The organism is Actinoplanes sp. NPDC049668, assembly GCF_044465445.1.
Classification (GTDB): Bacteria; Actinomycetota; Actinomycetes; order Mycobacteriales; family Micromonosporaceae; genus Actinoplanes.
In genome coordinates this window covers 777,921-790,724 of the sequence record NZ_JBITLR010000004.1, presented here as the reverse complement: position 1 = coordinate 790,724, position 12,804 = coordinate 777,921, and the positions used below count along the sequence as shown (strand labels likewise).

11 protein-coding genes and 1 tRNA gene are annotated in these 12,804 nt (G+C 70.3%); 8 read left to right on the top strand and 4 right to left on the bottom strand.

What is annotated here, in order from left to right; translation table 11 throughout:
- The first annotated feature begins 254 nt into the window (after window positions 1–254).
- Genes ACIBSW_RS20985 through ACIBSW_RS20975 form a run of 3 tightly spaced genes read left to right on the top strand, consistent with a single transcriptional unit; the run spans window position 255 to window position 5,023 of the window.
- Entirely contained in the window at window positions 255–1,994 is a 1,740-nt protein-coding gene (locus tag ACIBSW_RS20985; protein WP_404799407.1) for a glycosyltransferase family 2 protein, read from the top strand.
- Window positions 1,991–3,940: a galactose oxidase-like domain-containing protein gene (locus ACIBSW_RS20980; RefSeq protein ID WP_404799406.1), complete on the top strand. Its 1,950-nt coding sequence runs from the start codon at window positions 1,991–1,993 to the stop codon at window positions 3,938–3,940. Before ACIBSW_RS20985 ends, ACIBSW_RS20980 begins: the two co-directional genes overlap by 4 nt.
- A gap of 3 nt (window positions 3,941–3,943) precedes the next feature.
- Window positions 3,944–5,023: a glycoside hydrolase family 6 protein gene (locus ACIBSW_RS20975; protein WP_404799405.1), complete on the top strand. Its 1,080-nt coding sequence runs from the start codon at window positions 3,944–3,946 to the stop codon at window positions 5,021–5,023.
- A gap of 7 nt (window positions 5,024–5,030) precedes the next feature.
- Here the strand turns inward: ACIBSW_RS20975 and ACIBSW_RS20970 are convergent, their stop codons facing one another.
- From ACIBSW_RS20970 to ACIBSW_RS20955, 4 genes are all read right to left on the bottom strand, one after another.
- Window positions 5,031–5,417, bottom strand: a complete 387-nt coding sequence (locus ACIBSW_RS20970) for a hypothetical protein (protein WP_354727081.1) — start codon at window positions 5,415–5,417, stop codon at window positions 5,031–5,033.
- A 67-nt stretch (window positions 5,418–5,484) separates the two neighbouring features.
- Window positions 5,485–6,219, bottom strand: coding sequence for a hypothetical protein (locus ACIBSW_RS20965; RefSeq protein WP_354727079.1), 735 nt, complete (start codon window positions 6,217–6,219; stop codon window positions 5,485–5,487).
- An 866-nt stretch (window positions 6,220–7,085) separates the two neighbouring features.
- Window positions 7,086–7,180 (bottom strand) — tRNA-OTHER (locus ACIBSW_RS20960).
- Window positions 7,181–7,205: 25 nt separating this feature from the next.
- A complete protein-coding gene (locus tag ACIBSW_RS20955; RefSeq protein WP_354727077.1) occupies window positions 7,206–7,937 on the bottom strand; it encodes a hypothetical protein in 732 nt (243 codons plus the stop codon).
- Window positions 7,938–8,100: 163 nt separating this feature from the next.
- Here ACIBSW_RS20955 and ACIBSW_RS20950 point away from each other — a divergent pair, with 163 nt between their 5' ends.
- From ACIBSW_RS20950 to ACIBSW_RS20930, 5 genes are all read left to right on the top strand, one after another.
- On the top strand, window positions 8,101–8,787 hold the full coding sequence (locus ACIBSW_RS20950) for a hypothetical protein (RefSeq protein ID WP_354727075.1): 687 nt from the start codon (window positions 8,101–8,103) through the stop codon (window positions 8,785–8,787).
- On the top strand, window positions 8,709–10,403 hold the full coding sequence (locus ACIBSW_RS20945) for a LamG domain-containing protein (protein ID WP_354727073.1): 1,695 nt from the start codon (window positions 8,709–8,711) through the stop codon (window positions 10,401–10,403). Before ACIBSW_RS20950 ends, ACIBSW_RS20945 begins: the two co-directional genes overlap by 79 nt.
- A 102-nt stretch (window positions 10,404–10,505) precedes the next feature.
- Window positions 10,506–10,892 carry a GntR family transcriptional regulator gene (locus ACIBSW_RS20940; RefSeq protein WP_354727071.1) on the top strand — a complete coding sequence of 129 codons (387 nt, stop codon included), beginning with the start codon at window positions 10,506–10,508 and terminating at the stop codon, window positions 10,890–10,892.
- Window positions 10,889–11,767 (top strand): ABC transporter ATP-binding protein, encoded by an 879-nt coding sequence (locus ACIBSW_RS20935; protein WP_354727069.1) that lies wholly within the window; start codon window positions 10,889–10,891, stop codon window positions 11,765–11,767. The genes ACIBSW_RS20940 and ACIBSW_RS20935 overlap by 4 nt, the downstream gene beginning before the upstream one ends.
- Window positions 11,764–12,771: an ABC transporter permease subunit gene (locus tag ACIBSW_RS20930; protein WP_354727067.1), complete on the top strand. Its 1,008-nt coding sequence runs from the start codon at window positions 11,764–11,766 to the stop codon at window positions 12,769–12,771. Before ACIBSW_RS20935 ends, ACIBSW_RS20930 begins: the two co-directional genes overlap by 4 nt.
- Window positions 12,772–12,804: the final 33 nt, after the last annotated feature.

Genomic DNA, 12,804 nt, shown 5'->3' with positions numbered 1-12,804 from the left:
CCGTTGGCAACGCTGCGTATATATCTACGTGTCGCCCCTCACGTTTAAGGTTCACATTTATGGTTTCGCCGCCCTCGTGTGGAACTGTCAGAGCGCATTCATGAGCCGGACCGCTATCACGCTGATAAACGTGTGAATACGTCTGGCATTTACGGCGGTCCGCAAAGGACGGTCACTGGCCATTCCGTTCCAGTCACCTTCGGTGACACCCCTTTTTCAACCGGGCGACCGCCCGTGAGGTGAGAGAACCGTCGATGAGCGTCACAGAAACAACCTCCGGCAGAACGGACGGCTACGACTACGCCGGCTTCAGCGTCCTCGCGGGCCAGGCCGAGCCCGCGCCCGCTGACGGGTACCGGGTCGGCATGCGGCCGCTGGCCCGGCGCCGGCCGATCGCGACCGTGCTGATCACGCTCTTCGCGTTCGCGTTCGAGAGCACGTTCTTCGCCTGGCTGCTCTCCTCCATCGAGGTCCCCGAGCGCGGCCTGCACCCCGGGCTCTACGCGGCGACGATCTTCATGATCGTGGCGACCGCGCTGATCGAGCTGTTCCGGCTGGTCAACGTCGTGACACTGTGCCTGGCCACCCTCTGGGCCCGGGACCCGGTTCCGGTGGTGCCGCAGGCCGACCTGCGGGTCGCGTTCCTGACCACGATCGTGCCCGGCAAGGAACCCGTCGACATGGTCGAACGCACCCTGCGCGCCGCCCGGGCGATCCGACACGCCGGCCGCTACGACGTCTGGCTGCTCGACGAGGGCAACGACGACGAGGTCCGGCAGATGTGCGAACGCATCGGCGTGCTGCACTTCAGCCGCAAGGGCCGGGCCGAGTACAACACCCCCGCCGGCGCCTTCAAAGCCAAGACCAAACACGGCAACTACAACTCCTGGGTCGACGCCAACGGCGACCAGTACGACGTCTTCGTCTCCGTCGACCCCGACCACGTGCCGCTACCCAACTTCTGCGAGCGGCTGCTCGGCTACTTCCGCGACCCCGACGTCGCCTTCGTCGTCGGACCACAGATCTACGGCAACTACGACAACGTCGTGACCCGCTGGGCCGAATCCCAGCAATACCTCTTCCACTCCCTGCTGCAGCGCGCCGGCAACCGCCTCGGCGTCTCCATGCTCGTCGGCACCAACAACGCCGTACGCATCTCCGCACTCCGCGGCATCGGCGGCCTACAGGACTCCATCACCGAAGACATGGCCACCAGCCTGGTCGTACACAGTGGACGTAATCCCGACACCGGCGCACGCTGGCGCTCCGTGTACACCCCCGACGTGCTCGCCGTCGGCGAAGGCCCCTCGTCGTGGACCGACTACTTCAGCCAGCAGTACCGCTGGTCGCGCGGCACGGACGAGGTAGCCGTCACGTCATTCGGCAAGGTCGCGCGCCGGCTCGGCGTACGCCGGTCGCTGCACTACGCGCTGCTGCTGTCCTACTACCCGCTTACCGCGCTGGCCTGGCTGCTCGGCGCCGCCAACGCCGCCTGTTACCTGGTGCTGGGCGCCAAGGGCGTGCAGGTGCCGCAGGAGGTGTGGCTGATGCTCTACGTCGACGCGGCCCTCTTCCAGGTCGGCCTCTATGTGTGGAACCGCCGGCACAACGTCAGCCCGCACGAGGAGTCCGGCTCCTCCGGGCTCGCCGGCATGCTGGCGTCCACGCTGTCCACGCCGATCTACGTGTCGTCGTTCCTCGGCGCCGTGCTGCGCAGGCGCAGCAACTTCGTGGTGACGCCCAAGGGCGACTCGGCCAGCCCGGACCGGCTGCTGACGTTCGCGCCGGGGCTGCGCTGGGCCGCGTTCTACGCCGTGCTGCTGGCCGTCGCACCGATCGCCGGGCATGTGCACGGCGCGATGTGGGCCTGGCCCGCCCTGAACCTGGTCATCTGTCTCCTCCCGCCGGCCATCTGGCTGGTACGGGGCCGGCGTCGCGCCGACGCCGGCGCCACGACCGAGCCCGCCCTCAAGCCCGTGGAGTCGTACGCATGAACCCTCGTCCCCGTCCGACCGCGACCCGCCGCCTGCTCAGCGGATTCGTCTCCCTGCTGGTCCTGACCGTCCTGGTCGTCGTCAACCGGCCGATGGTCGCCTTCGGCGCCGAGGCCCTGCACGAGTTCCAGATCAACCGGCTGTCGTACACGCAGAGGTACGGACACTGGTCGCGCCTGCCGGTGCCGGAGAACTTCCGGGTCAACGCCATCCACGCGGCGCTGCTGCGCACCGGCAAGGTCCTGATCATCGCCGGCAGCGGCAACAACCGCGACAACTTCGAGGCCGGCACGTTCCGTACCGTGCTCTTCGACCCCGCGAACGACGAGTTCACCGAGGTGCCCACCCCCACCGACGTGTTCTGCGCCGGGCACACGTTCCTGGCCAGCGGCAAGCTGCTCATCGCCGGCGGCACGAAGTCCTACGAGGTCCTCGAGAAGGACATCGACCACCCCGCCGGCGTCATGAAGATCAAGAACGAGTCGGCGGCGGGCGGGCCCCGGTTCTTCCCCAAGGGCACCCGCCTGACCGGCCGGAACGGCCTCGCGTACCTGACCCGCGCCGACGTCACCGTGCCGGCCGCGACCACCATGAAGCACGGCGACGCCGTGATGACCCACGCCGGCGAGGCCGAGGTGTGGGTCGACGCCGAGCGCGCCGGCGACGCCGCGATCGTCCGGGCCCCGGGCCAGTACGCCCTCGCCGGGCTCACCGGCGCCGACCGCCGCAACCTCTACGGCCTCTCCGACAAGATCACCCGGGAGAAGCAGGAGTACGGCGGCGACGACACGTCCTACGAGTTCGATCCGATCACCGAGCGCTACCAGCGCACCGGCGACATGGTGCAGCCCCGCTGGTACCCCACCCTGGCCGAGACGCCGAACGGCGACGTCCTCGCCGTGTCCGGCCTGGACGGGTTCGGCCGGATGTTGCCCGGCGACAACGAGCGCTACCTCACCGAGCAGCGGCGCTGGGTCGACGCGCCGAAGCTCAAGCGCGTCTTCCCCACTTACCCCGCGCTGCACCTCATGCAGGACGGAAGGCTCTTCTTCTCCGGCTCGAACTCCGGCTACGGCTCGGACACCGAGGGCCGCACCCCCGGCCTGTGGGACCTGACGAACAACAAGTTCCAGGTCGTACCCGGACTGCCCGACGCGCGGATGACCGAGACCAGCTCCTCGGTGCTGCTCCCACCCGCACAGGACCAGAAGGTGATGATCTTCGGCGGCGGCGAGATCGGCGAATCGCCGGTCTCCACCCGGCGCACCGCGATCGCCGATCTGGACGAACCGAAACCCGCCTACCGGCCCGGCCCGGACCTGCCACAGCCGGCCCGCTACCTGAGCACCGTGCTGCTGCCCGACGACACCGTGCTGACCACCGGCGGCTCCTCCGGCTACCGCGGCGGCGAGTACCGCGGCCAGACCCGCAGCGACCTGTTCAACACCCAGATCTACGACCCGTCCGGCAACCGCTTCGCCGACGCGGCCGACTCCACCATCGGCCGCAACTACCACTCGGAGGCGATCCTGCTGCCCGACGGCCGGGTCATCACCATGGGCAGCGACCCGCTGTACGACCCCACCGGACGCAACCCCGGCACCTTCGAGCAGCGCATCGAGGTCTACTCGCCGCCGTATCTGTACAAGGGCGACCGTCCCACCATCGACGGCGGCCCCGCCGCCGTCCAGCGGGGCACGACGGTCACGTTCGCCACGGCCGACGCCGCCGGCATCCGCGCCGCTCGGCTGATGCGCCCCAGCGCCGTCACCCACGTCACCGACGTCGACCAGCGCTCCGTCGCCCTCGACATCACCACCGCGCCGGGCGGGCTGGCCCTGTCCATCCCGAAGGAGCGCGGTCTCGTCCCCTCCGGCTGGTATCTGCTCTACCTCATCGACGCCGAGGGCGTGCCGTCGACCGGCCGCTGGGTGCAGGTGCGCTGATCCATGCCCCGCCACGTCCGAGTACCGCTGCGCGTCCGCCGGCCACCGCGGGTGACGGTGGCCGTCCTGTGCGCCGCGCTGCTGCTCGGCGCGGTCGCCTGGTTCGTCCTGGGAGGGGTCGGGACGAACCAGGCGCACACCGGCGGGGCGGCCCCGGATCCGACCGGGTCCGGGGCCGCCCCGGCCGGCCGGCTCGCGGGCTGGCCGCTGTTCGCCGAGCGGTCCGGCCTGGCCACCGATCAGCTGCGCCGGCTGGAGGCCGCGGGCCGCACCGGCGAGGCCGCGGCGATCCGCCGGATCGCCGACCAGCCGACCGCCGCCTGGTTCGCCGACGAGGCACCCGGATACGCCGACCGCGCCGCCCGGCTGGTGCGCGCGGCCGCCGCGGCCGGGCAGGTCCCGGTGCTCTCCGTGTACTTCGTGCCGGGGCGGGACTGCTCGGGACACTCCGTCGGCGGAGCGCGGGACGACGCCGCGTACCTCCGGTGGATCGGCGCCCTCGCGGATGCGCTGGCCGGCCACCGGGCGATCGTGGTGCTCGAGCCGGACGCCGTCGCGCAGGCCGCCGAGGGCTGCCTCGACGCCGCCGCGGCGGCCGCCCGCTACCGGCTGCTCGGCGCCGCCGTCGAGGCGTTCCGGGCGCAGCCCGGCGTGCGGGTGTACCTCGACGCCGGCAACCCGACCTGGGTCGAGCCGAACCGGATGGCCCCGGCCCTGCGGGCCTCGGGCATCGACCGGGCACACGGCTTCGCCCTCAACGTCGCGAACTTCGAGCACACCGCGGACAACATCGCGTACGGCACGGCGTTGTCGGGCCTGCTGGGCGGCGCGCACTTCGTCGTCGACACCAGCCGCAACGGCAACGGCCCCGCGCGGCAGGGCGCCGGCGACCGGCACTGGTGCAACCCGCCCGGGCGCGCCCTCGGCGCGGCGCCCACCGTCGAGACCGGACACCCGCTCGCCGACGCCTTCCTGTGGGTCAAGCGCCCCGGCGAGTCCGACGGCGCCTGCACCGCCGGCGCTCCGGCGGCGGGGCGGTGGTACCAGCGGTACGCGCTGGAACTGGCGGGCCACCGGGGCTGAGCCGGCGTCAGGGGGTGCCGGCGGCGGGCGCGGCTAGCACCCGCCGGCGCAGCAGCTCATACTGCTCCCGGCAGCGCACCACCGGAACACCCGGTCCGCGCTCCTGCACCACGCCGCCGGTCACCACCTCGTGCGGGTGGAACTGGTCGGCGGTGAGATCGACGTCGCGGCCGTCGGGCAGCCGGTTCCAGTAGTGGTAACCGACCTTGACCCGCCCGACGTGTACCTCGCCGAGGATCAGCTCCCCGCCGAGCAGGTCCTGCACGACCAGGGCCGTCACCCCGCACTGACCCCGCGACGGGTTCTCCGGCCGCCAGTCCGCCAGGTCGTGCGGGTCGCAGGTGTCGGGTCCCCAGGCGGTCAGCAGCGTCGTTCTCAACAGTTCGGTGTTCATGAGGAGAATGCTGGACCCTCGACCTTCTCGAGGGTCAATCCCCGCACGCGTTATCCCAGCCCGCCCGTCAACGTCGTTTCCAGGTGCCGCATCCGCTGCTCTTGAAACCCTTGTCCGAAGACTTGATCGTGACAGTAGCCCGGGAACCGGCATCCACATTGTTGTTCGCGACGATCCCGCCAAGACCCCCACTGAGGCTCTTCATCCGCTCCCAATAGCACCCACTCGAATCAGCCGGCACGGTCACCGCGTAGGTGCCCGGCGCGATGTCGATGTCGACTGCCCAGGTTCCCTCACCGAAGGTCGTCGCTTTGGGTCCCGAGGTCGGCGCGGTCTTCCACTCGCCGCAGTCGTTGGAGGTAAACGCCTTGTCCGTCTTGCGGATCGTCAACACGACATGGGCTCCCGCATTCACGTTGTCGTTCGCGAGGATGGCGTCCAGGTCACCTTCGGCGTTCTTCGACCGCTGCCAGTAGCAGCCGGTGGAGTCTTCGGGCACGGTCACCGCGTAATTGCCGGGCTTGACGTCCGCGGGGACGAGCCACGTGCCGTCACCGACAGTCTGGACGGGCGGTGGCGCCGGCTTCGGCTTCGTGGGCGAAGGCACCGCTTCGGTCGCCGCAGGGGGTGCTTGGGTGGTTTCCGCCGGCGCCCCGGTCGTCGGCTGCTCGGCGGTAGTCGTCGGCGGTGCGGAGGATGCCCCGGCTCCGGGTTGGTCATCGTCGATCTGGGATCCGATGACGGCCAGGCCTCCGCAACACAACAGGATGAAGGCTGTCGCTCCACCCGCGATCCACAGCACCAGACTCTTGTTCCTGCGCGGTGGTACCGGTGTGGCGAATTCGCCAGGTTGCTGCCCGTAGGCGTAATGCTGTCCCGGTGGGACACCCGGGTCGGGAGGAGGGGGGAGGTTTCCGCCCGGAATGATGGGTATGCTCATCATCGCCCTCCGCTTGACTGGAATCGAACCGAATCCGCGCGTAACCGGCTGAGCTGTTGCCGGACTCCACGGCATCGGTCCTGACGGATTGCGGGGGTGGATCGCCGAATCTACATTGCCGATCGTCTGCGGATCCGAATGCGGCCCGGCGCATTGCCCGAGGTGATCCGCAGAGGAATGGCCGCCGACGCCGGAAAGGGAACGGGGTCAGCGTATGCCGCAGAGCATCGGCGCTGATCAGCCGAAACGGCGGCGGTCGGCGGCCGGACGGCGTTCGCGCTACACCATGCAGTCGCTGCAACCCATTCCGATGTCGAGCGCGGGAGCCGGCGGGTAACCGCGCCCAACCATCTGGGCGGCAGCGAACTCCCAACCGGCCTCATCGGCCTTCCGCGCCGCGCAGGCGAGCGGTGCGCGGGGCCCCAGCTCTCGTCCCACACTCGACTGTCCGGACGTGGCGAGGCCCGGGGATATGGCCAATCCCCGGGCCTCTGGTGACCACCGAATTGCACACACCAGCACGTTTAAGGGCCCGGATCATTCGTCACGACATCGGGTTTTGCCATTAAACTACCGCCGCTCGAAGCGCGGCGGACCGGACTTGAACCGGCATCCGCTGTCATCGTCCGTGCCCGGTCGACCTGGTGATCGGTGATGAATGCTGACGTTGGAGCGAGAATCTGAGTCTCATACCGGCTGCCTCTGCCAGTTGGGCTACCCCCGCGCGCTGGTGCGGGGGGCGGGACTCGAACCCGCACTGTCACCGGTGGATTCAGCTTCAGCCTCAGCTGTCAGCTTCGCGCCGTTTCCGGCGCACCCCCGCGCTCCCACGGGGGAATCGGTGACGGCTACCCGAACAGGTAGCCGAAGACGGCCGCGCCGACCCGCTGGTCGGCGACCTCGGTGTTGTTGGCCTCCTCGCGCGCGAACTTGACCGCGGTCTGCAGCGCCAGCACCCGCTCGAGGATCTCGTTGACCCGCTTCGCCGGCAGCGCACCGGAGAACTTCACGGTCGTCCAGTACCCGACGGTGACGTCCTCGTAGTACACCTCGACCTGCGCGGGGTGCTTCTCGGTCGCCTCGGCCTTGACGTGGTTGCGCGGCACCTTCTTGGTGCGGTTGGTCCGCACCGGCTCGGTGCGCCAGCTGTCCGTGGAATCGTCGCGCAGCCAGGACTCGGCCGCGTCGAGCACCGGCAGCTTCTTCACGAACGTGTGCAGGTCGACGAGCTGCTTCTCGAGGAACAGCAGGTACGTCACCGGCACCTGGGCGGCGATGGTGCGGCCGTCGACCACCACGTCGGCGCGCGCCACGCAGTTGGTCCAGTCCTTCGTCGCGGTGACGTCGAAGAGCCGGGTCAGCGTGCCCGAGACGCCGCGCAGGATGTCCTCGGCCTTGATCTGTACCCGCGTCGACTCGGCGGGCAGCTGCTCACCCTCCTCGTCCTTCGGCTGGTACGTCCGGGAGATGCCGGCGAGCGGGCCGGTCTTCTGCACGGCGTGGTGAGCCTCGCTCAGGTCGGCGAACGACTTGCTCTTCACGCCCTTCTCCACGGCGATGATCTGGTTCAGCTTCGGCACCATCTCCCCTTTCGGCGTGGGGAACGGTAGCACCGATCACCTACGGCCTCCGACCGCATTTCACCGGCCCTATACTCCCGCCAGTCAAATGATCTTCAAACGGGGGAAGCCTGTGAGCAGGAACAACGGCGACCGTCCACGGTCGACAGCATGGCGCCGGTCGGTGGCTCGTATCGCGGCGGCGGCCTGCGTGGCCGCCGGCCTGGTCGCGTCGGCCGCGGCGCCGGGTCACGCGGACGTGGTCGATCCGGGCGGCGCACCGCCGCTGCGCTTCCTGTCCTACAACATCTGCGGTTCCGGCGGCAGCAGCGCATGGCGCTGTACCACCGAGATGACCGACGCGACTCGTGGCGAGGTCCCGCAGCGCGTCGCCAACGTCGTACAGAACATCACCGATTGGAGCGCCGACGCGGTCTTCCTCAACGAGGTCTGCCGGAATCAGTACGACGCCGCTGACGACGAGCTGACGCCGCGCGGCTACGTGGGTGTGTTCGTCACGACCATGAGTGCGGACCGCTGCAAGGACCCCAGGAACGCCCAGAGTTCGCCGGAAGAGGGGGTCGCGCTCTTCGCTCGCGGCCTGCGCGCGCTGCCCGGCGGGGCGTCTACCGGCTGGACCGGCCCGGCGCGGCCGGGGAACAGCATTTCCTGCTGTGCGGCGACACCTTCCCGCAGGGCAGGCTCGCGCGGGTCTGCTCGACGCACTGGACCGCGCCGGCCAACGGTGACTACACCCTCAATCAGTACCAGGGCGAACGGGTCAAGGAGATCGTGGATCCGTGGTTGGACGCCGGCATCCCGGTGGTGGTCGGCGGGGACCTCAACCGGTCGCCCTTCGGCACGGTTCTGAACGGCTTCTACGGCATGGACAACGGCACCGGCCGTTTCACCGAGGTCGACGAGGCCGACGGCCAGTACTTCCAGGCCGCCGTCGATACCGTCGGCGGTTGCGAACAGGCCGCACCGGCGGACCGGGCGAACTGCGTGCCCTGCCCGTCATCGGCCACCCGCTGCCGCAGCGGCGAGCCGACGTTCGACGTCTGGAATCAGGCCGAGCCGCAGCTGCACCGCAAGCTGGACTACATCTTCCTCAGCCGGGAGCACTTCACCGACGTGGTGGGCGACGCGGTCCAGGAAGCGCCCTACGCCGACCCGACGATCACCGATCATTCGGCGCTGCGGGGTGCCGCGCGCTGGCGCACCTCCGCGCCGAACCTGGGGCACTGGACCTTCGACGAGGCGTCCGGCACGGCCGCGGACGTGACCGGCGTGGGCCAGCCGGCGACGCTGTCGGGGACCACGGCGCGCGGCGCCGGCATCAACGGCGGCCGGGCGCTGCAGCTCACCGGCACCGGCTTCGCCAAGACCACGGGCCCGGTGCTGCGCACCGACCAGAGCTTCACCGTCGACGCCTGGGTGAAGCTGGCGAACAAGAACAACTACCAGACCGCGGTCACCCAGGACGGCGCCGGCATCGGCGCGTTCTACCTGCAGTACAACAAGGGTTCCGACCGCTGGGTGTTCAACGTCCCGGACCAGGACAGCACCGACACGACCAACTGGGAGCACGCCCGCTCCACCGGCTCACCGGTGATCGGCGAGTGGACCCGGCTGACCGGCGTCTACGACGCCGCAGCACACCAGACCCGCCTCTACGTCAACGGCGTACCGCACGGCACCGCGGACGGCGTCACCCTGTGGCACGGCAACGGTCCGCTACGGATCGGCGCCTCCCGCTGGGGCACCGACACCACCGATCAGTGGTCCGGCGCCATCGACGAGGTCCGGGTGTGGCAGTACGCCCGCACCGACACCGAGATCAGGAACGCGCCGACCGGCCAGTGGAATTTCGCCGAGACGGCCGGCGACGCGCAGGACCGCTCCGGTAACGGCCGGCCGGCGGTCATGTCGGGGACCACCGCGCGCGGCGTGGGCATCAACGGCGGCCGGGCGCTGCAGCTCGACGGCGCCGGTGTCGCCAAGACGGCGGGCCCGGTGCTGCGCACCGACCAGAGCTTCACCGTCGACGCCTGGGTGAAGCTGGCGAACAAGAACAACTACCAGGTCGCCGTCAGTCAGGACGGCGCCGGCATCGGCGCGTTCTACCTGCAGTACAACAAGGGTTCCGACCGCTGGGTGTTCAACGTGCCCACCAGCGACAGCACCGGTCCGAACAACTGGGAGCACGCCCGCTCCACCGGCTCACCGGTGATCGGCGAATGGACCCGGCTGACCGGCGTCTACGACGCCGCCGCACACCAGACCCGCCTGTACGTCAACGGCGAGCTTCAGGGCACCGCGGACGGCGTCACCCTGTGGCACGGCAACGGCCCGCTGCGGATCGGCGGCGCGCACTGGGGCGGCAGCACCACCGACCAGTGGTCCGGCGCCATCGACGAGGTCCGGGTATGGCAATACGCCCGCACCGACACCGAGATCGCCGCGGACCCGTCCCGGCAGTACTGACACGCTTTCTCAAAGACCCAGCAAGCGCACAGCTTGCTGGGTCTTTTCATGCCCGGCGCACATAGCTAATGTACTAGGCGCCTAGATGAATAGAGGTTCGTGGTGATCGAGTTCCATCTGGACGCCCGCTCGGGCGTCGCGCCGTACATGCAGCTCATCCAGCAGGTGCGGCACGCGCTGCGGCTGGGCGTGCTGAACGAGGGCGACAAGCTGCCCACCGTCAAGGAGGTGGTGGCCAAGGTCGCCATCAACCCCAACACGGTGCTCAAGGCGTACCGGGAGCTGGAGTACGCGGGTCTGGTCTCCGCCCGGCCCGGGCTCGGCACGTTCGTGACCCGGACGCTCGGCAACGACTCCGTCGCGCACCAGCCGCTGCGCAAGGAGCTGGAGCGCTGGCTGACCGAGGCCCGCGCCGCGGGCCTCGACGACGAGAGCATCGAGGCGCTGTTCCTCAGCACGTTTCGCAGGTTTTCGGAGGCGAGAGCATGACTAGCGCACTGGAGACGGCCGGCCTGACACACAGGTACGGGCGCCGCACCGCACTGTCCGACTGCACGTTCGACGTGCCGGCCGGCCGGGTCGTCGGCCTGGTCGGGCCGAACGGCGCCGGCAAGTCGACGCTGCTGCAGCTGGCCTGCGGCCTGCTCGCGCCGACCGCCGGCGAGATCCGGGTGCTCGGCGCCCGGCCGGCCAGCGGCTCGCCCCGGGTGGGCTTCGTCGCGCAGGACACCCCGGTCTACGCCGGGCTGACCGTCGCCGAGCACCTGCGCATGGGCGCCCACCTGAACCCGTCCTGGGACTCGGGCCTCGCCGAGCGGAGGGTCTCCCAGGTCGGCCTGGACCGCGCGCAGAAGGCGGGCAAGCTCTCCGGCGGCCAGCGCGCCCAGCTCGCGCTCACCGTCGCCGCGGCCAAGCGTCCCGACCTGCTGCTCCTCGACGAGCCGGTGGCGGCCCTCGACCCGCTCGCCCGGCGCGCCTTCCTGCAGGGGCTGATGGAGTTCACCGCCGAGCAGGGCGTCAGCGTCATCATGTCCTCGCACCTGGTCGCCGACCTGGAGCGGGTCTGCGACTACCTGATCGTGCTCTGCGAGTCCCGGGTCCGGGTGGCCGGGGACGTCGAGGAGCTGATCGCCACGCACCACCGGCTGGTCGGGCCGCGCCGGGATCCGGCCGACCTCGGCGGTGGCCGGGCCGTGGTGGAGGAGAGCCACACCGACGTCCAGTCCACCCTGATCGTGCGCAGCTCGGCGCCGATCGACGACCCGTCGTGGCAGGTGGACCGCCTGGATCTCGAGGACATCGTGCTGGCGTACATGAGTGAGGCGGCCGCCGGCCGCCTGCGGGTGCTGGAGGGGCAGCGATGATCTGGTTGACCTGGCGGCAGTCCCGGACCCAGGCGCTCTCCGGCGCCGCGATCGTGCTCCTGATCCTGGCCGGCGTGGCGCTCACCTGGCCCGGGCTCACCGAGCTGGCGCGCACCAGCGGCTTCACCGCGTGCCAGGCCGACTGTCAGGACGTCGCCGACAGCTTCCTGGCCCAGGCGGGCGACACCGCGGCGGCCGCGGTCTACTGGGCCGGGATAGCCGCGATGTACCTGCTGCCGGCCCTCGTCGGGCTCTTCTGGGGCGCGCCGATGGTGGCCCGCGAGCTGGAGACCGGCACGTACCGGATGGTGTGGAGCCAGACCGTCTCCCGGCGCCGCTGGCTGCTGGTCAAGCTCGCCGCCGGCGCGGGTGCGGTCGCGCTGCTCGCCGGCCTGACCAGCCTGGCCATGACGCTCTGGGCGGAACCGATCGATCAGGCGTACGGGAACCGGATCGGCCCGATCGTCTTCGCCGCCCGCGGTCTCGTCCCGGTGGGCTACGCCGTGTTCGCCTTCGTCCTGGGCGTGACGCTCGGCATGCTGCTACGGCGCACCGTGGTCGCGATGGCGGTGACCCTGCTCGTGGTGGCGCTCGCGCAGGTGGCCTCCCCGCTGCTGGTGCGGCCGGCGCTGGCCCAGCCGGAGACGTCGACCACCGCGGCCGACTTCGATCGGCTGCAGGGGCTGGGAATCGGCGGCAACGACGCGCACGTCGAGCTGGAACCGTCGGTGACCGGCGCCTGGATCCTCTCGAACCGGGTGATCGACACCACCGGCGACACGTTCAAAGGCCCGGTGGACCCGGCCGAGTGCGGCCCGGAGTCGAAGCAGGGCATGGGGGCGTGCAAGGAGTGGCTGGCGACGCAGAACCTCCGCCAGGAGCAGGTCTACGTGCCGCAGGAGCGGTTCTGGGCCCTGCAGTGGCGCGAGTTCGGGATCCTGCTCGCCCTGACCGCGGGGCTGTCGTGGTTCTGCCTGTGGTGGATCCGGCGCCGGCTCGCGTAGTCCTGTGGACTAGGGCGGCGGCCGCACGGGGGG